Origin of the sequence: Streptomyces neyagawaensis (assembly GCF_023516595.1) — a bacterium.
Lineage (GTDB): Bacteria > Actinomycetota > Actinomycetes > Streptomycetales > Streptomycetaceae > Streptomyces > Streptomyces neyagawaensis.
This window is the reverse complement of record NZ_JAMGBG010000048.1, coordinates 1-18,194: the sequence shown is the minus strand read 5'-3', so window position 1 is coordinate 18,194 and position 18,194 is coordinate 1. Positions and strand designations below refer to the sequence as shown.

The window sequence follows — 18,194 nt, the reverse complement described above, 5'->3', positions numbered from 1 at the left end:
CGACGAGGTGGTTGGAGGACCCGATGCTCTCGAGAGCCCTGTTGCGCCTGGGCGCAAGCGCCGCACGCCATCCCTGGCGGGTGATCGCGGCATGGCTGATCGCCACCACGCTCGCCGTCCTCGCCGCGATCACCATCGGCGGGCGGACCGCGGACTCGATGACCGCTCCAGGACTGGACTCCCGACGGGCCGCGCAACTGATCGAGCAGGCAGGCACCGGCCAGGAGGGGATGACCGCCCAAGTGGTCGTCACCCCCCTCGACGACGGTGCGACCTTCTTCGACCACGGCAGCGCGCGCACCGCTCTCGCGCGGCTGCGGACCGAGGTGCAGCGACTGCCGCACGTGCTCGGCACGAGCGACCTGGCGGGGGCACTCGACGCGGGCGGGGACACCGCCGTGCGCGGCGGCCTCGTTTCGGCCGACGGGCGGATCGCGGTCGTCCGGGTGCAGTACCCAGACCAGAGCCGGCTGTCGGCCGAGGACCTCGACGCCCTCGTCGACCTCGGCGACCGGCTGCGCGCCGAGCTGCCCCTGCGCATCGAGATGGGCGGGAACCTCTTCTACGCCTTCTCCGACCCCGACGGCGGCGCGAGCGAGCTGATCGGCCTCCTCGCCGCGGCCGCGATCCTGTTCCTGGCGTTCGGTTCGCTCGTCGCCGCCGCGCTGCCGATCGGCATGGCCGTCTTCGGACTGACCGTAGGGGTCGCCACGATGACGGTACTGGCGGGGGTGACGGACGTCCCCACCTTCGCACCGGTCCTGGGCAGCATGGTCGGGCTCGGAGTGGGCATCGACTACGCGCTGTTCGTGCTTGCCAGGCACCGGGAGTACCTCGCGCGCGGGCTCGATCCCCGCGCGGCGGCGGGGCGAGCGGTGGCCACGGCAGGGCGGCCGGTGGTCTTCGCCGGCGGCGTCGTCGTCGTGTCGATCCTCGGCCTGGCGGTCGCGAACGTGCCGTTCATGACGGTGGGCGGGCTCGCCGTGTCGATCGTCGTCCTTATCATGGTCGTCGCGTCGGTGACGCTGCTGCCGGCTTTCCTCGGCGCGGCGGGCCTGCGCCTGGCCCGGGCCGGCCGGATCGGCCGGGCTCTGCAGACCAGGAAGCCGGGCCGACTCGTACGGCGGCGGGTCCCGGCGGCGGGCGCCGCCCACGCCGCCGGGTGGCGGCGCTGGATCGGGCACGTCAGCCGGCATCCGGTGCCGTACGCGGTCGGCGCGGCGGGGCTGCTGCTGACCGCGACGCTGCCCGTGCTCGGCCTGCGCGTCGGCCTGCCCGACGACGGCTCACTGCCCCACAGCCGTACCGAGCGCCGGGCCTACGACCTCGTCGCCGAGGGGTTCGGCCCGGGCACCAACGGTCCTCTCGTCATCGCCGCGGACCCCGCCGGTGATCCGGGAGTGCTGGACCGACTCGTCGTGGCGGTCGCGGCGGATCCGGGCATCGCATCCGTCGCGCCGACGCACATCGACCGGGCCACCGGCATCGCGACCCTCGTGGTGTTCCCGACCACCAGCCCTCAGGACAAGGCCACGGCCGACACCATCGCCCGGCTGCGCACCGACGTACTGCCCACGGCGATCGGGCACGGCCCGGCGAGGGCCCACGTCGGCGGCGCCGCCGCGAGCCTGTCCGATGTGGGCCAACGCACCAGCGAGCGCCTGCCGGTCTTCGTCGCCGTCGTGCTGGCGATGTCGTTCCTGCTGCTGACGCTGGTCTTCCGCTCGATACTCGTACCGCTCAAGGCGGTACTGCTGAATCTGCTGAGCATCGGCGCGGCCTACGGCATCATGGTCGCGGTCTTCCAGTGGGGCTGGGGAGGCGCACTCATCGGGCTGGAAGCAACGGTTCCGATCGTGTCGTTCATCCCGATGTTCCTCTTCGCCATCCTGTTCGGCCTGTCGATGGACTACGAGGTGTTCCTCCTCTCCCGCGTACGCGAGGAGTACCTGCGCACCGGCGACAACGGCACGGCGATCGTCGAGGGCGTATCGGGCACCGCCCGGATCATCACCTCGGCCGCCCTCATCATGGTGGCGGTCTTCCTGTCCTTCGCCGTCGCCGAGGACCCCTCCACCAAAATGTTCGGGCTCGGCCTGGCCACCGCGATCTTCATCGACGCCACGGTCGTACGCATGGTGCTGGTACCGGCGACCATGACGCTCCTCGGCCGGACCAACTGGTGGCTGCCGAAGTGGCTGGACCGGATGCTTCCCCGCGGCCCGGTCGGCACCGACGACACAGACGCGGAATCCACGGGTGATGCCTCGCGTCCACGGCTGGTTGACCGTTGACTCAACTCCTGCCCGCCCTTGGGGGTTGGGTGTGGGAGCCGCCTGGGGATGCCGGGTGCCTGTGACCGGCGCGGGGGGTCTGCTTGTCTGGTTGCCGGGTCGGATGCCGGTCATGTGGACCTGTTGTGCTCGTGAGTCGACGGTGGGTTCCGTTCCTCAAGGTGTCCGTGAGGGTGCGGTCCCGAGCGACGCTCTAATCCTGGTCTCAGGTTGATCGGGGACAATGAGCGGCAAAAACATCGACTGGAAGGGGGCGGGCCGGCGTGCGGATCATGATCGCGGATGATGAAGCGGCCATCCGTGAGTCGCTGGAGCGGGTGCTCCAGGTCGAGGGTTACGACACCAGCACCGTCGCCAACGGTTTCGCCGTGCTCGACGGGGTCGTTGGGGCCGACGGCGACACGCTGGATCTGCTGATCCTCGACGTGATGATGCCCCGCCTCGGCGGGTTGGAGACCTGTCGGCGGTTGCGGGCCGCGGGTCGGGATCTGCCGGTGCTGATGCTGACCGCCCGTGACCAGGTCTCCGACCGGGTCACGGGGCTGGACGCGGGCGCCGACGACTACCTGCCCAAGCCGTTCGCCACCGAGGAGTTACTGGCCCGGGTGCGGGCCCTGCTACGGCGGCGCACGCCGACCGACGAGGAGTCGCAGATCCTGTCGTTCGCCGACGTCCGGCTCGATCCCGACAGGTTCGAGGCGTGGCGCGGCGGGCGGCCGCTGCGCCTGACCCGGACCGAGTTCTCCCTCCTGCAGGTGCTCGTGGGCAACGCGACCCGGGTCCTGACCCGCGACGCGCTGTTCGAGGCGATCTGGGGCTTCGACATGAGCGCCACCGCCAACAATCTCCAGGTGTACGTGAGCTACCTGCGCCGCAAGTTGGAGGCCGGGGGTGAGCCGCGATTGATCTACACGCTGCGCGGCCTGGGTTACGTGCTGCGGGAGACCCCTCCGTGAGCGGGCCCGCCGGCCGGGGACCGCGTCGGCTGACCCGGTGGTGGCGCGGGCGGTCCCTGCGGGCCAGGCTGACGGTGATCGCGGCGACGGCCATCGCGGTCAGTGTGTTCGTGGCCTTCCAGGTGGCCAGCGAACTGCTGGGCTGGGAGCTGCGGGACACCGCCGAGAATCAGCTGCGCGCCGACTCCCGCGTCCTGGCGACGACCGCGCAGCGCGCCGGTCTGGGGCAGGTCCCGCTACCGCCGTATCCCGGATCCGGTCGGCTGGTGCGGGTCATCCTGCCCGACGGCTCGACCCGGACGCCGGCCGGCCAACCCGCGCTGCCCCCCGTCAGCGAGCACGCCGGGCGCGTGGCGCGGGGCGCGTCGGCCGACCTGATGGAGTCCGACGACAGCGACGAGGACGGCTACCTCGTCTACACGCTGAGGGCGGGCGACGGCGCGGTCCAGGTGGCCCAGTTCGCCGACGACGGCCCGATCAACCGGTTCGGGTTCGGCATGTTGCTGATCGGGCTGCTCTGCGTGGTCGGCGGCGCCCTTGTCGGGCGGACCGTGGCACGGACCGGGCTGGCACCGATCGACCGGCTGACCGCCGCCGCGGTACGTGTCGCGCACACCCGGGATCTCGACGCCGACATCCCGGATGAGGGCGGTGGGGAGATCCGGCGGCTGATCCAGTCGATCAACGACATGCTCGCCGCACTCCGGGACTCCCGGCGGGCCCAGCGACTGCTCGCCGAGGACGCCGCCCACGAGCTCAAGACCCCGCTCACCAGCCTGCGCCTCAACGTCGAGCTGCTGATCCGGCTGGATCGGCGCGGCACCCTGGACACCGCACTGCCGGCGGAGAGCCGGACCCGGCTGCTCAACGATGTCGGCGCCCAGGTGGCCGAGTTGAGCACCCTTGTCGCCGAACTGACCGACCTGGCGCGCGGTGACGTCAGCGACGAGAGCACCGAGGTGCTCGACCTCGCCGACGTGGTGGCGGCCGCCGCGACCCGGGCACGTTCCCGCGTGCCCGACATCGAGGTCGCGCTCGACGTGACCTCTGTGTGGGTGAGCGGGCGTCCCGCTGCGCTGGAGCGGGCGGTGCTCAACCTCATCGACAACGCCGGCAAGTGGTCCCCCGCGGACCAGCCGGTCCAGGTGCGGCTGCGTGCCGAGGACGCGTCGGTGGTGCTCGAGGTCGACGACGCCGGGCCGGGCATCGACCCCGCCGACGTACCGCGGGTGTTCGACCGGTTCTACCGTGCCGACAGCGCCCGGGCGTTGCCGGGATCCGGTCTGGGGCTGTCGATCGTGCAGCGGGTCGTCGACGCCCACGGCGGCCGGGCCACCGTCGCCCGCTCCGCACGCGGTGGCGCGCTGCTTCGGGTCGACCTTCCGGCCGCGGCCCCGCCAGCCCCGATCGCGCGGCTCACCGCCGGGGAGGACACCGCGGCGTGCTGACCCGCCCCGGCGGCACGCGCAGAACAAGGGACCGCGGCCCTCGGGCATGGCCCCGCGCGGCTCACCGCCGGGCCAGGACACCGCGACGCGCCGGCCCCAGCCCCGGCGCGCGGCGCAGGACCAAAGGGCGGCGACCGCCGGACCCATGAAAAATCCGGGACGGGCCTCAGGCCCGTCCCGGATCTCGTCCGTGCCACCGCCCTCACCGTTGCAGCACGGGCTCCACGTCGTCGGCGAGCGGCTGTTGACCGGCCGGCAGCTCCGCCGCCGGCCGGGACAGCCGGCTCGGCCACCACATCCGCCGGCCGATCAGCAAGGTGAGGGCGGGCACCAGGACCGACCGCACCAGCAGGGCGTCGAGCAGCACGCCGAAGGCCACCAGGAACCCGACCTCGATCAGCATCACCAGCGGAAGTGTGACGAGGACCGCGAACGTGGCCGCCAGGACCAGCCCTGCCGAGGTGATGACGCCACCGGTGGCCGAGAGGGCTTTGAGCAGGCCCTCTCTGGTGCCCAGACGCACGGTCTCCTCCCGGGCCCGGCTGGCCAGGAAGATGTTGTAGTCGACGCCGAGCGCCACCAGGAACAGGAACGCCAGCAGCGGCACCGAATAGTCGACCCCCTTGAACCCGAGGATCGTGTCGAAGACGAACACGCTGCCGCCGAAGGCTGCGGCGAATGAGACGATCACGGTGGCCATCAGGACCAGCGGGGCCAGGATCGCGCGCAACAGCAGCCCGAGGACGATCAGGACGACGGCGAGCACCAGCGGGATCACCTGCTTCTCGTCGCGCGCGGTGGTCACCTCGGTGTCGAGGTTCTCCGCACTCGGCCCGCCGACGATCGCCTCCGCCCCGCTCACCGCGTGCACGGCCGTGCGCACCCGCAGAATCGTGTCGTACTCCGCGGCGGTGTCCGGCGCGTCCTTCGGGAACACGGAGATGTTGGCCCAGCCACCGCTGGTCTGCTCCGGGACGGCCAGGGCCACCCCGCGGGTGTCCTTGACGGCGTCGAGCACCCGCTCCTGGTGCGCCGGCCGCGTGAAGACCGTCATCGGCTGGCCGCCGAGCTCCGGGAAGTGCTGGCGCAGAACGGTGAAGCCGGTGACCGACTCCGGCGCGGACAGGAACTGGTCCTGCTCCCGCAGCGCGCCGGTGTTGCCCGCCAGCCCGAGGGCGAGCACGCCGAGGACTCCGAGCGAGCCGAGCGTCGCCACCCACCGGCGGCGGCTGATGGCGGCGCCGAGCCGTCCCCACAGCCCCGGCTTCTCCTCCACGGCCGTGCTGAACCGCGGGATGGCCGGCCAGAAGATCCGCCTGCCGAGCACCACGAGCACCGCCGGGAACAGCGTCAGCATGGCCACCAGCGCACACAGGATTCCGGCCGCACCGATCGGGCCCAACCCGCTGGTGCTGTTCAGGTCCGCGACGAGCAGGCAGAGCAGGCCGGCGACCACGGTGGCCGCGGACGCGACGATGGCCGGCGCCGCGCCACGTAGCGCGTGGACCATCGCGACCCGGACGTTCTCCTGGTGGTGCAGTGCCTCCCGGTATCGAGCGATGAGCAACAGCGCGTAGTCCGTGCCGACGCCGAACACCAGGATCGTCAGCAGCGCCGAGTTCTGGTCGTTGACCACGATGCCGAAGCCCTTGACGAGCAGGTAGACGGTCCCCATCGCGGTCAGTGCGGCCGCTCCCACGGCCACCAACGGGATGATCCACAACACCGGGCTGCGGTAGGTGAGGATGAGCAGGAGCGTGACGACGACGATGGTGGTGAGGAGGACCTGCACGTCGATGCCGTCGAAGACGGCATCCATGTCGCCGTCGATCGCGCCCGGGCCGGTCACGTCCAGTTCCAGGCCGGAGGGGCGGTCCTTGGCGGCGTCACGCAACGGGCCGACGATCTCCTCCGGTGCGCCGTAGGCCGTGCTCACCTCGAGGGTGAACATCATCGCCTTGCGGTCGGTGGAGGGGCTCAGCGGTGAGCCCTCGTCGTCCTCGCCGGCCGCCGCCGTCGTCTTCGGCGGGTACCGCTTGGCAAGGGTGTTGTAATGGCGCTCGACCGTCGCGCGGTCGGCGTCGGTCATGCCGCCGGCGCGGTGGTACACGAAGACGAAGGTGTTGCTGTCACCACCGGGGAGACGGTCGTCCAGCACCGCCACCTTGGTGGACTCGGCACTGGCCGGCAGGGTGTCCACGGCGCTGTCGGTGGTGACCGAGCTCAACTTTCCGCTCAGCGGCACCATGCCCGCCGCCAGCACCAGCCACAAGCCAATCACCAACCACGGCACCCACCGGCCTGCCAACCGGCTGGCCGGCGCTTCCCTCGACGGTGCTGCGCTGACTGCCATCACTAGCCTCCTGCATACGGGTTGCATTGCTTATCCGGATGCCGACTTCCTACTGAGCGAAGCTGAGACGACTGTTAATGCGGTGCTCAGGCCGGTTGGCCGAACCATGTGTTCAGCGCACGCACCAGCGTGACGGCGTCGAGGTCCCGCCCGGTGGGCAGGGCCCAGGCGACGAGGCCGTCGGGCCGGATGAGGAACGCGTCGACGTCCGCCCGGCCCGTGCGGGCGGTGACGGCGTTGACCCGCGTGCTCCACGCGGCCGCGGTGTCGCGGGCCTCCGCGCGGTCGACGAGGTCGAGCAGGAGCCCACGACCCTTACGCAGCAGGTCCGCCGACCGGGTCACCGCGGTGACGACGTCCGGGTTGGGCCGCGCCGGCGTCAACTCCGTGTCCGGGCACAGGGCGCCGTCGAACCGGTGGTCTTCGCCCAGGTCTTACCGGACGTCCATGCCGACGACGTACCGGTGGGCGTCGCCCAGGTCTTGCCGGACGTCAGGTCGGAGAACATCTCCCACAGCCGTCTGCGGGCGGGGTCGCCTCAGGGCTCCTGCCGGGCAGGTCGGGCGGATCCGCAGCGACCGGGTGATGCGGCTGCCGAAGCCCTCGATCACGGAGTACGCCCTGGCCTACCCCCGGGGCGGGCGACCACCGAAGCACGGCAAGGCCGAGGCCAGGCGTGGGACCGGGTCCACCCGAGGCATGGCAGAGCGTGCCGGTCGGCCCGTCGCGCCCGCGCCCGTTGCCATCGGTTCGCAGGGCGGAGGCCCTGTCGGCGGCAGGGGCGCAGGCGGTGCAGACACCCGATCACGAGGGGACGTATCGCCCGCCTGGCAGGCGAACGGCAGGCTCCGCAACAGCACTTGGCATGACGTCTTTGTTGGAGCACCGGGCCTTGGTGTACGTGCCGACGAGTGGAAGGGTTGTGTTGTTCTGCGCCAACGGACCTTGAGCGCCTGCCAAGGCTGGTTGAGTGACCCGTCAGTCCCACGAGTTGAAGATCGCCGCGCCAAGAATCGCGGCCTGCCAGTGCTTGATCTGGCGCCACTCCGCCTTCGACAGAGCCGAAGTGTCTTCATCCTCCAGCGAGGACAGGAGGTCCGCCGCAGTCAAGAGAGTGAAACCGAAACTGCCGAGGGCGGCGGCCCGGGAGGGCGGGTCGACGAACTCGATCCGGTAGACGAAGAGCCGCTCTCCAACGAAGGCGATCAGCGGGTAGTGGGCATGGAACAGGGCGACGTGAGCGCCTCACCGATCATCCATCGTGCCGACGTGAACTGAGCTGACCCGGATTTCGAGGCGACACGGTAGAACGGTGCCAACTGTTCGATAAAGGGACGCAGATCGCTGGCCGCCGGCCAGAGAATGACCGGCATCGTGTCATCGGTCGAGCGCATTCAGGGATTCTCACACCGGTACACAGCATGGATCCACGGGGCGACGAGAGCCATATGCGACAGCGTCGGCCGTCGAGAATCCGTCCGGCCTCTGCACCGCGACGGTTTAAGGCGGGTTCTAACGTTCGTCTCAGGTTCGCTCTGTAGGAAGTAGGCATCCGGATAAGCGATGCAACCCGTATGCAGGAGGCCGGTGATGGCAGTCGACGCAGCGCCGTCAGGGAAAGCGCCGCCCGGGCGGTTGAGGTTCGCGGCGGCCACCAGGGCGCTGGCGACGGCGTTCCCTGTCGCCGCCCGCGGGCAGCACGCCGACAACAGTGCGGGCCCGCCGCGGTCGGCCCGCACAGCGCGCACGCGGGCGGGTCGTCAGCTCCACCACAGCCGCTGCGCGCCGGCGAGCGGTTCCTCGACCTGAGGATGGCCGGAGTACGCCCGCGCCGCCGAGGGCGGCGGCTCGGACGGGTACCGGTGCCAGATGATCGATCCGGGCCTGACCAAGACGGCGTTCCTGACCGGGGCCCAATTCGCACCGGAGAGCGAGCAGGACGCGAAGACCCCTGGTCTCGGCCGGCAGAGTTTCGGCGGGACCGGCGTGGCCGGCGCCGAGGTCGACGAGGGGGACGCGACGTGGTGGACACCTGGGCGCGCCCGGTAACGACGAAGGGTCGATCTGAAGCATCTCGCAGGCGGATGCCGCACGGATACCGCACCACACAAACAAAGGAAGAGAGACTGACATGAAGCCCATGGGACGCCGCGGCCTTCTGACCGCCGCCACGGCACTTGGCATTGGTGCCGGCTTGTCCACGCATGCCATTGTCTCGGCAGCGAACGAGGACGAGACTTCGGACAAGACGTCGGACATTTCACTGCGGGACCAGGACCTGCCCTTCATCGGCACGGAAGAGACCTTTTCCACCCGTGAGTTGATGGTGCTGAACGACAGGCTGTTCCTCGAGGATACTGGTCTTGCCGAGCTCGGCCCGCGCCGCATCGGTGCAATGGATGAGGCGGGGATCAACGTTCAAATCCTCTCCGCACATACGCCAGGTGTGCAGAATGTCAAGGGTCAGAAGGGCATCGATTTTGCGTATCGCCTCAACAAGATGCTCGTCGATGGACCGATGGCCACCTATCCGGGGCGGTTCAAGGCATTTGCAACCTTGCCTCTGCAGAATCCGGAGGCCTCGGCAGACGAACTGGAACGCACAGTTCGGGAAGATGGCTTCCTGGGATGCTTGACCAATGGAATCATCGGGAAGAAATTCCTCGACCATCCCGATTTTGAGCCCCTGCTGGCGCGCGCCGAAGCCCTTGATGTGCCGATATACATCCATCCGGGCCTGCCGCCTGACGAGGTTTTCGAAATCTACTACAGCAATATGCGGCCGGAATATCAGAAGGAGTTCCAGGACCAGGTTCTCAGCATCTCTGCATACGGATGGCACCAGGAAGTCGTTACTCAGTGCCTTCGAATGATCACCTCAGGAGTATTCGACACACATCCCAAGCTCCAGATTATCATCGGCCACATGGGGGAGGGCCTTCCGTTCTTCTACAAGCGCATCGTGGAGAAGATGAGCGAAGTGACTGAGGAAAGCCTGGACAAGCCGTTCGAGCAGTACTTCCATGACAATTTCTGGTTCACAACCAGCGCATTCCCCCAGACTGAACTGCTCGATCTCCTGCTGAAGTTCATAAGCGTGGATCGAGTGATGTTTGCAACCGACTATCCGTTTGCAAATACGAAAGCTCAAACCGACTGGTTCCGCGGAGTCGATATGCCACGCGAAGCCAAGGAGAAAATTTCGTTCCGAAATGCGGAAAAACTGTTCGGAATGAAAGTGCACGTGAAGTGACGCGCCGGCGTCGGCAGAAGTGGAGAACGCTTTGGCTGTAAGGCGAGACTACAGCCAAAGCATGCGAAGGGCGGCTGCCGCGTCACGCGGGTCTTCATGCAACGGGGGATCGCATGCTCTTGAGTCTGCTGCAGGTTTGGGTGACCCGCCAGGAGCTCCTCAGGTCGGCTGGTTGGCACTCTCCGCTTTACCGGCTGCGGACAGTCGACGACCTCACGCACCGCCCCGGCTGGCTGCCCCCGCCCCAGGGTCCCGTCGTTCTCGTGATCGGTCCGGTTGCGGCGTGATGCCGGTCCTGCCCGGCTGACGAGCCTGTGTCAGGCGATGCTGCTGATGTCGCCGAACGCCAGGTCGGATTCCCGCCAGCTTTCGTTGGTGGGGCCCGCGATGCTCGACGGCATGAACCGACTCGAAGGAAACGTCGCCTTGATCACGGGCGGAAGCCGGGGCATCGGCGCCGCCACGGCGCTCCGGCTGGCGGAGGAAGGCGCCGACATCGTCGTCACCTATGAGAACAGCTCCAAGCGCGCCGCCGAGGTCGTGGAGCAGGTCAAGGCCCGAGGGCGTCGAGGTCTGGCCATCCAGGCCGACAGCGCGGTCCCGCAGGCACTGACCGCCGCGGTGGACGAGGCTGCCGCGACATTCGGCAGGCTGGACATCCTGGTCAACAACGCCGGCGTCTTTCTCGTCGGCCCGCTCGATGACCTGGGGCCGGCGGACATCGACCGCACCCTGGCCGTGAATGTCCGGGCACCGTTCGTGGCGTCACAGGCGGCGGCGCGTCACATGGGCGACGGCGGCCGCATCATCAGCATCGGCAGCAATGTCGCCGAACGCACGCCTTTCCCGGGCCTGGCGCTGTACTCGATGAGCAAGACGGCCCTCGTCGGCATGGCCAAGGGCCTGGCCCGAGAACTCGGCCCGCGCGGCATCACGGTCAATGTGGTCCACCCCGGCCCCACCGACACAGACGCCAACCCGGCGGATGGCCCAAACGCCGAGACGATCGCTGGCTTCACCGCTGTGCGCCGTTATGCGGAGGCGGCCGAGATCGCGGCCACCGTCGCCCACCTGGCAAGCGTGGACAGCAGGTACATCACCGGAGCCTCGTTTTACGTGGACGGCGGCTTCACCGCCTGACAAGGAGAGGTCGGGACGAGCAGATCGGTGCGAGACGGTCTGTTCGTCCCCGACCTCGGTGTCAGGAGATGCCCAGGGCTTCGAGGGGCCGGCCGGGGCGGCGGCTGTGATGGCGGAGGCCTTGGGCGATGTTGGTCCAGCCGTCCAGACGGAGGGTGCCGAGAGCGAGCACGAACCTGAGCAGGGAGGCTGTCTGCTGGGGCAGCGCCTCTTGATCGAGAATGGAACCCATGGAGTCTCGGGGGAGCGTGGCTCGCAGGGAGACTTGGCAGCTCTTGTGCAGGCGTACCTCCACCAGTTCCCCGGGCCGGGCGGTATCCCACGTGCGGGGCCGGCTGACGGGGATGCTGACGGTCGCGTGTGTCTGAAAGCTGGAAGGCGTCATGGCAACGTCGCTTCTGACCGTCCCGGTCTGGCGGATCCGGTCCGTCAACGATGTGCCGAACCCCTCGAGTTCTCGGGCGGAGCAGCCCGCGAAATCCATGGGAAGAACGTGTAGTTCCAAGAGGGGGACGTTGGCGCCCGCTTCGACACTGACCTCGTCCAGGCTCCAGCGCAGTGGAGCGGGTTGTGTCAACGGCGCGAAGGACAGCGGGGACGTGCCTGACTCCAGCTCCTTCACCTTCTGCACGACCTTGGTCATCAGCTCGGCAGTGTCGTGGAATGACGGAACACTCCCGCGCGTGGACTGTGTGGTCGCGGCGTGGGGTCGCATGAGCCCGCCTGGTGCGGGCAGGCGGTTCGATCCAGTGCCGATGCCATTCAGGCGACCGAGTGGGTGATGGTGGCTTGGTAGGTGCCGGCGACAGCGGTGCTGGGCACGGTGATGGTCAGGGTGGGGTTCCAGCTGCAGCTGTGCGTGTTGTTGCCGCCGGTTCTGGTGAAGGCGCTGCGGGTCGCGTTGAGTGGGACGGCTTGGGCTGCCGTGGGCTGGCCGGGGGTACAGGTCCCCGCGCCGGAGGTGGCCGTGGCGAGGCCGGACCAGTAGCGGATGTTGCCGTTGGAGATGGTGCCGCCGTTGGTGGTCAGGTGGGTGGCGGTGACGGTGGCGGTCCAGCTGGGGGCCTGCTGGGCGTTGACGGTGATGGTGCCCAGCTGGGTGGTGCGGGTGCCGCCGATGGCGGCGGTACCGAGGTTGGCGGTGGTGGGGGCGGTGATGGTCAGCGTGGCGGCTTGTTGTGCTGGAACGGCTGCAGGGTTGGCCGGGTGGGCGGCAGTGGTGAGGAGGGCTGCGCTCAGGAGGGCCACGAGCTGCACTCGGCCTCCATTCAGCGCTTTCTGATCAGCCGTCTGCGGACGGCGTAGGCCAGTGGTGCTGCGGCAAGGAGAGCGATGGTGATCCACAGCAGCGGTGAGGACTTGGTGGAGGTCAGCACGGCGAGGACGGGGTAGCCGGTGCCGGCGTCCGGGAACCTGATGCGGCCGCTGGCGGTTTGTTTCAGCATTCCGGACTGCAGGGTGACGACCGCTTTCCAAGGTCCTTTCGGCACGCTCTTGCCCAGCGTGAATGTCAGGATGCCCTTGTGGCGCGGGGCCAGGGTGAGCACCCGGTCGTTGGTGAAAGGACCGGCGGTCAGCCCGTCCGGCCCGTTACGGAGGCGAAGACTGCCGCTGATGTCGACCGCGCGGGCCCCGGTGTTGTGGATCCGTACTCGCAGCTGCGGCTGGCCCTTTTGGGTGCGGGCCGGGGTGAGCCGGGTGATGCGGAAGGAGGAGGGGAGTTCTCCGCCGGGGCCGATGTCGAGGTAGACGCGTACGCCGGCGCGGGTGACCATGCCGATGTTTCCTCCGGGCCCGGGCTTGGAGTGGTGCTGGGCCCAGATGACGGCATAGCGTTCTCCGGCGCTTGCGGTGCGCGGGACGCGGACGGTGGCCGGGACGGCGGCTTTCTGCCAGGGATCCAGAGTGAGCCGGGTGCGCGCGAGGGAGATCCAGCCGGCGAGTTCGTTGCGTTTGCCGACGGGTGTGAAGGTGAACGTGCCACCGCGGATGGTGGCGGCTCCGGGGTACAGCGTCACCTGCAGCGGGTGTGGGTTGTCGTTGACGACCTGGATGTCGCGGTGGATCACCGCGCCGGGCGGGAGGTGGTCGATGATGTAGCTGGATGCGCGCGGGTCCTGCCGCCGGTCGACCGGGGCTTCCAGCAGCTTGATGCCCAGCCGGACCGGCCTGCCCTCCCGGGGGTCCGGAGGAGACGGCAGGGCCACAGCGGTGTCGGCACCAAAGGCGCAGCATGCTGCTACCAGCAGGCAGCTCAGCAGTCGCCGCATAGGGTCAGGCCACTGAATGGGTGATGGTGCCGGTGTACAGGCCGGCCGCGGCCGTGCTCGGCACGTCGACGGACAGCGTCGGATTCCACGATGCCGAGTTGGCACCGCCGCCGCCGGTGTGCGTGAAAGCCGTGCGGGGGGGTGGCCAACGTCACCGCGTCCGATGCGGCCGGCTGGCCGGGAGTGAAGACGCCGCTGCCGCTGGTGGCAGCGGCAGGCCCTGACCAGTAGCTCGCATTGCCGGCAGCGATGGTCTCGTTGGACGAGCCGCCTCCGGTGGTGAAGTCCGACGAAGCCACCGTCGCTGTCCACGGCGCGGGCACCACACCACGCTGATCGCTGACCGTCACGGTCCCCAGCTGCCCCGTCGACCTGCCACCGATGGACGTCGACGGCAAAACCGCATTGGACGGAGCAGCCACCGTCAGCTGCGCTCCCTGCACCGTGAATGTCACCACGGTGTCCGCAGCCCCGGCCGGGCTCGCCCCAGCAACCGCGACCATACACACAGCCCCCACAACCACCGCAGATGGAATTCTCATCTGATCTCCCGATTAGCCGCTCAATCACTGCCGGAAGAACTACCACCGAAGATCGAAGACGGACGCGGCTCAGTACACCGTCTCCCCCAATCGCACCCGGAGTTCACCGATCTGGGCCATTCTTCAGGAGTGTGCAGATGACCGGCCGCGCCAACCGGTGCGACCGCATCCGTCATATGGACGTCCTGCCTGTCCTGGCCCGGCTGGGTGCGCTGATCAGGCGACACGACGCCTCGTGACGGGTCAACGGGCCGGAATGTGCTCTGGTCCGGGCCGCAAGGAAGGTGAGGCGGTCGACGATGGCCGCGCACAGCCGCGGATCGGTGAAGGTCTTCGTCCACCCGGAAAACGACTCGTTGGAGGCGATGGCGACGCTGTACTTCTCCTCCCGCTCGGTCAGTACCTGAAACAGCAGCTCAGCGCCCCTGCGGTCCAGCTCCATGTAGCCCAGCTCATCGATGCGCAAAAGATCGACGCGGCCGTGGCGGGCGATCATCTTTGACAGCTGCTTCTCGTCCGCGGCCTCGACCAACTCGTTGACCGGCTTGGTGGCCAGCACGTAGCGGACTCGGAAGCCCTGCATGGCGGCTTCGGTGCCCAGGGCGATCAACAGGTGGGACTTGCCGGTGCCGGAGTCGCCGATCAGGCAGAGCGGCTCGCCCTTCTTGACCCACTCGCAGGTCGCGAGCGTGTTGACGGTGGCCGGGTCGACGCTGGGGTTGGCATAGAAGTCGAAGGCCCGCAGGCTCCTCTCCCGGGGGAAGGCCGCCGTGCTGATACGGCGTTCGGACCGGCGCCGTGCCCGGTCGTCGCACTCGGCCATCAGCAGCTCCGCCAGGAAAGCCCGATACGACATCCGGTCACGGGCGGCTCCGTCGGCCAGTTCCTTGAATTGCTGGCGGATGGAGGGCAGCCGCAGCATGCGGCATGCCTGGTCGATGGATGCGGTGGCGGCTTCTTCAGTCAGCCCGCGCTTGCGAGGACTCATGATCCTTCTGTCTCGCCGGCGGTGCGGCCAGGTCGTTTCAGGAGCTGGTCGTAGTGGGCCACCGAGGGCAGCGGCCGGTCATCGGGCGGAAGGTGGGACAGCTTCCAGTCGGCAAGGAAGGTCACCGACACCGTCGGCCCCTGCGCCTCCTCCCCGGTCACCGGTCCCGGCCCCGGTGCTGGGGAGAGGGCCGGGACCGTCTCGCCGTCGGCTTCGGCGAGCTTGCGGGCCTCCAGGGCGACGGCGTCCGCGGTCAGGGCGTCGGCCCGGTAAGCGGCGGCAAGGCCGGCGACGACCTGTTCGTGGTCCATGTGCCGGGCGAGCAGCGGGACCTCGATCAGCGCGCTGGTGCCCGCGGCCTCGCCGTGGGCGGCCTTGGCCGCCGCCCACCACTTGTCGTGGGCAGAGGTGAAGCGGCCCGCGGAGCGGGCCTGCTCCAGCGCGGTCGTCGACGTCACCGACCTGGAGAACAAGGCCCAGGTGCTGGAGGCCGCCAGGGGTGGCCGGCGGCTGCTGGCCGCGATGGGCACCACTCGCTTCCCGGCCGCCGCCTTCACTGCCGCAGCCGGCCTGCCGCACCAGTGCGGCACGGACGCCGCCCGCGCCGGCGTGCAGCAGGCCAGGGGTGACAAGGCCGAGCCGGCGGTACAGATCGGATTCGGTGCCGGTGAAGGACAGCACCACCCTGCGACTCACCGAAGGCCAGCAGCTCGCCCTCGACCAGCTCCACCGCATCGTCCAGGCCTCCCAAGGAGCCCGAAAGCCCGGACCAGCTGCGGGAGAGCGCCGCTCTCCCGGCCGTCGCCCGCGTGTTTCTCGCCCCCGCCGCCGTCACCACGACGCACCTGACGTTCGAATACCCGCTCACCGCGCGGGAACTGGTTGGCTTCGTCCATCCCAAGGGACAGCGTTTCTTGACGAGTTTCGGCGGCAGTTGTTGACCAATCCCGCTCGAGGTGTTCACGAGAAATGATGGCGGTGCCGTGACCGGGCGCGTCTCGCTGTCTGTGCTCAGCTGCGGTCGGCGTCTGATGGGGCCTCGCGGGTCATGGGCAGGGTTGGGAGTCTCCCTCGCCAGAGGTAGCACTCGCCTGTGATCGCAAAGCCGTGGCGCTGGTAGAACCGGATCGCACGTTCGTTGTAGTCGGCAACCCCCAAGTGGATGCGTGCAGGCCCTGCCCAGGTGAGGAACTCGGTCATCATTCGGCCACCGAGGCCGTGCCCCTGGGCGTGGTCCAGCAGATACATCGGTCCGAGGGTGACCGATTCCGATTCGTCCCAGTGGCCGCAGAGATAGCCGACGATCTCCGTCTCGGACCGGACGACACGGCAGAAGTGTGGGGCAGGGTGCTGGTTTGCCACCTCGATGAACTCCCGCCACTGCGTGATGCCTTCCGCCGTGGCGGACGACCCGCGGTGCTCACGGATCCAGGACTCGTCGATCCCTGCTTCTGTGTTTGGGTAGTTCTGCAGCCAGTTCCGCAGGTGCAAGGGCCCCAACGTTGCGGCGTCGTCAGGATGAGCGGCAGTGATCACATAGGTCATGTCAGACAGTACTGGTGTCCTGACGTCATCGTGCAACTGCCTCCTGGGGAGGTTCACCCGGCTTTGGTGGGCTCTTCCGCTCGGGCTCGAGTGGTCGCGAGGCGGTAGGAGTCGGTGCCGGTTTCGATGATGGTGCCGTTGAAGGTGAGGCGGTCGACGATGGCCGTGCAGAGGCGGGGGTCGGTGAAGGTCTTGGTCCAGCCGCCGAGGGACTCGTTCGAGGCGATGGCGACGCTGTTGTTCTCTTCTCCGTTCGGTCAAGACCTGGAAGAGGAGTTCGGCGCCGTGCCGGTCGAGTTCCATGTAGCCGAGCACTCAAGGACCCGGCCTCGCTCGCGCCGCCGAGGAGGGAGGCAGCAGATCAGCGGCCCCGACGAGTGGTGGACGAGGTCGCGCCGCTGATCGACGCGATGCTTAGTCCGAGATCCTGCTCAAGGGAAAGGTGATCCACGAGCGTCTGGCCCAGGAGTACGGAGTCACCATCAACTACCAGCGGGTGAAGCTCTATCTGCAGGAAGCGCGGCCCCGGATCGCGGATGAACTGGGCATCAGCCCGGGTGAGCTGGCGGGCCTGCACGGTTCGAGGTCGTCCCGGGTGCTCAGGCCCAGGTCGACTGGGGAGACGAGGGCAAGAGCCTCGCCCATGTCGGCATCCCGAAGGTCTACTCCTTCCACATGACGCTGTCGTACTCGCGCGATCCGTTCTGCTGCTTCACCACCAGCCAGGACCTGGCCACGTTCTTCGACTGCCACCGGGCCGCGTTCGCGCACTTCGGCGGGGTGCCGATGAGCATCGTCTGCGATCGCACCAAGACGGTCGTGCGCCGGCACGTCGCCCCCGGCGAGGCAGTCCCGCTGCACCCGGAGGCAGTCGCCTTCGCCGGACACTACGACTTCGACATCGACGTGCTGGCCGCCTACCGGCCGCAGGGCAAGGGCCGGGTCGAGCGGCAGGTGAACATCGTCCGCGACCATGTGCTGGCCGGCCGGGCCTTCTCCTCCATCGAGGAGCTGAACGCCGCCTTCGCCGCCTGGGTCCCACTGCGGCGGGCGAAGGTCCACGGCACCCACGGCGAAGTCATCGGACACCGGGCAGTGCGCGACCACATGGCCCTGCGTCTGCTGCCGGCGACCCTGTATGTGGTCACTCAGCGGCATCTGCGGCACATCGGCAAGGACTGCCTGGTCGCCTTCGACGCGAAGCTCTACTCCGTTCCCGCCCGCAAGGTCCGACCCCGTCAGCTGGTCGAGATCCGGGCCACGATGTCGCAGGTCAGCGTGCACTCGACCGTCCCCGACACAAGTGGCCAGACCTTGCTGGCCGTCCACCCGCGGGCCGTTGGCCGAGGCGCCCGCATCGTGGATGAAACGCACTGGGACGGCCTTCCCACCGGCGCCGGCCGCC

At 68.8% G+C, this 18,194-nt stretch carries 17 protein-coding genes and 3 pseudogenes; 9 read left to right on the top strand and 11 right to left on the bottom strand.

The genetic code is table 11. From position 1 onward, the window contains the following. Positions 1 to 23: 23 nt before the first annotated feature. The 3 genes from M8J73_RS21255 (at position 24) to M8J73_RS21245 (ending at position 4,698) form a co-directional block, all read left to right on the top strand. Positions 24 to 2,294 carry an MMPL family transporter gene (locus M8J73_RS21255; RefSeq protein ID WP_055540597.1) on the top strand — a complete coding sequence of 757 codons (2,271 nt, stop codon included), beginning with the start codon at positions 24 to 26 and terminating at the stop codon, positions 2,292 to 2,294. Between the two features lie 263 nt (positions 2,295 to 2,557). Next, positions 2,558 to 3,250 carry a response regulator transcription factor gene (locus M8J73_RS21250; RefSeq protein WP_274757692.1) on the top strand — a complete coding sequence of 231 codons (693 nt, stop codon included), beginning with the start codon at positions 2,558 to 2,560 and terminating at the stop codon, positions 3,248 to 3,250. Further along, on the top strand, positions 3,247 to 4,698 hold the full coding sequence (locus M8J73_RS21245; protein ID WP_055539006.1) for a HAMP domain-containing sensor histidine kinase: 1,452 nt from the start codon (positions 3,247 to 3,249) through the stop codon (positions 4,696 to 4,698). Before M8J73_RS21250 ends, M8J73_RS21245 begins: the two co-directional genes overlap by 4 nt. Positions 4,699 to 4,900: 202 nt before the next feature. On the opposite strand, the gene M8J73_RS21240 is transcribed toward M8J73_RS21245, so the two are convergent. Then, on the bottom strand, positions 4,901 to 7,051 hold the full coding sequence (locus M8J73_RS21240) for an MMPL family transporter (RefSeq protein WP_055539007.1): 2,151 nt from the start codon (positions 7,049 to 7,051) through the stop codon (positions 4,901 to 4,903). An 86-nt stretch (positions 7,052 to 7,137) separates the two neighbouring features. Next, positions 7,138 to 7,482 carry an aromatic-ring hydroxylase C-terminal domain-containing protein gene (locus tag M8J73_RS21235; protein WP_338060045.1) on the bottom strand — a complete coding sequence of 115 codons (345 nt, stop codon included), beginning with the start codon at positions 7,480 to 7,482 and terminating at the stop codon, positions 7,138 to 7,140. 115 nt (positions 7,483 to 7,597) lie between these two features. On the opposite strand from M8J73_RS21235, the pseudogene M8J73_RS45530 reads away from it, so the two are divergent. Further along, a pseudogene (locus M8J73_RS45530) lies at positions 7,598 to 7,749 on the top strand (NF041680 family putative transposase); the annotation flags it as partial. A 507-nt stretch (positions 7,750 to 8,256) separates the two neighbouring features. On the opposite strand, the gene M8J73_RS21225 reads toward M8J73_RS45530, so the two are convergent. Further along, positions 8,257 to 8,445 (bottom strand): hypothetical protein, encoded by a 189-nt coding sequence (locus tag M8J73_RS21225; protein WP_157873145.1) that lies wholly within the window; start codon positions 8,443 to 8,445, stop codon positions 8,257 to 8,259. A gap of 475 nt (positions 8,446 to 8,920) precedes the next feature. Here M8J73_RS21225 and M8J73_RS21220 point away from each other — a divergent pair, with 475 nt between their 5' ends. The 3 genes from M8J73_RS21220 (at position 8,921) to M8J73_RS21210 (ending at position 11,444) form a co-directional block, all read left to right on the top strand. Continuing rightward, positions 8,921 to 9,100: a hypothetical protein gene (locus M8J73_RS21220; RefSeq protein WP_055539009.1), complete on the top strand. Its 180-nt coding sequence runs from the start codon at positions 8,921 to 8,923 to the stop codon at positions 9,098 to 9,100. 82 nt (positions 9,101 to 9,182) lie between these two features. Further along, positions 9,183 to 10,304 carry an amidohydrolase family protein gene (locus M8J73_RS21215; protein WP_055539010.1) on the top strand — a complete coding sequence of 374 codons (1,122 nt, stop codon included), beginning with the start codon at positions 9,183 to 9,185 and terminating at the stop codon, positions 10,302 to 10,304. A gap of 399 nt (positions 10,305 to 10,703) precedes the next feature. Continuing rightward, on the top strand, positions 10,704 to 11,444 hold the full coding sequence (locus tag M8J73_RS21210; protein WP_206187847.1) for an SDR family NAD(P)-dependent oxidoreductase: 741 nt from the start codon (positions 10,704 to 10,706) through the stop codon (positions 11,442 to 11,444). A 61-nt stretch (positions 11,445 to 11,505) separates the two neighbouring features. Here the strand turns inward: M8J73_RS21210 and M8J73_RS21205 are convergent, their stop codons facing one another. The 8 genes and pseudogenes from M8J73_RS21205 to M8J73_RS45775 form a co-directional block, all read right to left on the bottom strand. Next, a complete protein-coding gene (locus M8J73_RS21205) occupies positions 11,506 to 12,087 on the bottom strand; it encodes a hypothetical protein (protein WP_055539011.1) in 582 nt (193 codons plus the stop codon). 119 nt (positions 12,088 to 12,206) lie between these two features. Continuing rightward, positions 12,207 to 12,701: a hypothetical protein gene (locus M8J73_RS21200; protein WP_055539012.1), complete on the bottom strand. Its 495-nt coding sequence runs from the start codon at positions 12,699 to 12,701 to the stop codon at positions 12,207 to 12,209. Between the two features lie 11 nt (positions 12,702 to 12,712). Next, positions 12,713 to 13,714 carry a hypothetical protein gene (locus M8J73_RS21195; RefSeq protein WP_055539013.1) on the bottom strand — a complete coding sequence of 334 codons (1,002 nt, stop codon included), beginning with the start codon at positions 13,712 to 13,714 and terminating at the stop codon, positions 12,713 to 12,715. Between the two features lie 714 nt (positions 13,715 to 14,428). Beyond that, positions 14,429 to 15,247 carry an IS21-like element helper ATPase IstB gene (istB, locus tag M8J73_RS21190; protein ID WP_107423976.1) on the bottom strand — a complete coding sequence of 273 codons (819 nt, stop codon included), beginning with the start codon at positions 15,245 to 15,247 and terminating at the stop codon, positions 14,429 to 14,431. Further along, a complete protein-coding gene (locus M8J73_RS21185) occupies positions 15,241 to 15,774 on the bottom strand; it encodes a hypothetical protein (protein WP_157873146.1) in 534 nt (177 codons plus the stop codon). The genes istB and M8J73_RS21185 overlap by 7 nt, the downstream gene beginning before the upstream one ends. Before the next feature lie 481 nt (positions 15,775 to 16,255). Next, positions 16,256 to 16,789, bottom strand: coding sequence for a GNAT family N-acetyltransferase (locus tag M8J73_RS21180; RefSeq protein WP_055539016.1), 534 nt, complete (start codon positions 16,787 to 16,789; stop codon positions 16,256 to 16,258). A 53-nt stretch (positions 16,790 to 16,842) separates the two neighbouring features. Then, a pseudogene (locus M8J73_RS21175) lies at positions 16,843 to 17,101 on the bottom strand (ATP-binding protein); the annotation flags it as partial. 49 nt (positions 17,102 to 17,150) lie between these two features. After that, positions 17,151 to 17,366 carry a hypothetical protein gene (locus tag M8J73_RS45775; protein WP_435025122.1) on the bottom strand — a complete coding sequence of 72 codons (216 nt, stop codon included), beginning with the start codon at positions 17,364 to 17,366 and terminating at the stop codon, positions 17,151 to 17,153. Between the two features lie 56 nt (positions 17,367 to 17,422). Between M8J73_RS45775 and M8J73_RS45770 the strand changes: the two are divergent. After that, positions 17,423 to 17,860: pseudogene (locus M8J73_RS45770) on the top strand (DDE-type integrase/transposase/recombinase); the annotation flags it as partial. 36 nt (positions 17,861 to 17,896) lie between these two features. Next, positions 17,897 to 18,194 (top strand): Mu transposase domain-containing protein (locus M8J73_RS45765; protein WP_443739683.1); only part of this gene is annotated, 298 nt, incomplete at its 3' end.

Excerpts from the sequence above, each read along its gene's own strand:
- M8J73_RS21180 (WP_055539016.1), bottom strand. The coding sequence starts at position 16,789 with ATGACCTATGTGATCACTGCCGCTCATCCTGACGACGCCGCAACGTTG.
- M8J73_RS21195 (WP_055539013.1), bottom strand. The coding sequence starts at position 13,714 with ATGCGGCGACTGCTGAGCTGCCTGCTGGTAGCAGCATGCTGCGCCTTT.
- M8J73_RS21220 (WP_055539009.1), top strand. The coding sequence starts at position 8,921 with ATGATCGATCCGGGCCTGACCAAGACGGCGTTCCTGACCGGGGCCCAA.
- M8J73_RS21215 (WP_055539010.1), top strand. The coding sequence starts at position 9,183 with ATGAAGCCCATGGGACGCCGCGGCCTTCTGACCGCCGCCACGGCACTT.
- M8J73_RS21205 (WP_055539011.1), bottom strand. The coding sequence starts at position 12,087 with ATGACCAAGGTCGTGCAGAAGGTGAAGGAGCTGGAGTCAGGCACGTCC.
- M8J73_RS21255 (WP_055540597.1), top strand. The coding sequence starts at position 24 with ATGCTCTCGAGAGCCCTGTTGCGCCTGGGCGCAAGCGCCGCACGCCAT.
- M8J73_RS21240 (WP_055539007.1), bottom strand. The coding sequence starts at position 7,051 with ATGGCAGTCAGCGCAGCACCGTCGAGGGAAGCGCCGGCCAGCCGGTTG.
- M8J73_RS21210 (WP_206187847.1), top strand. The coding sequence starts at position 10,704 with ATGAACCGACTCGAAGGAAACGTCGCCTTGATCACGGGCGGAAGCCGG.
- M8J73_RS21225 (WP_157873145.1), bottom strand. The coding sequence starts at position 8,445 with ATGCGCTCGACCGATGACACGATGCCGGTCATTCTCTGGCCGGCGGCC.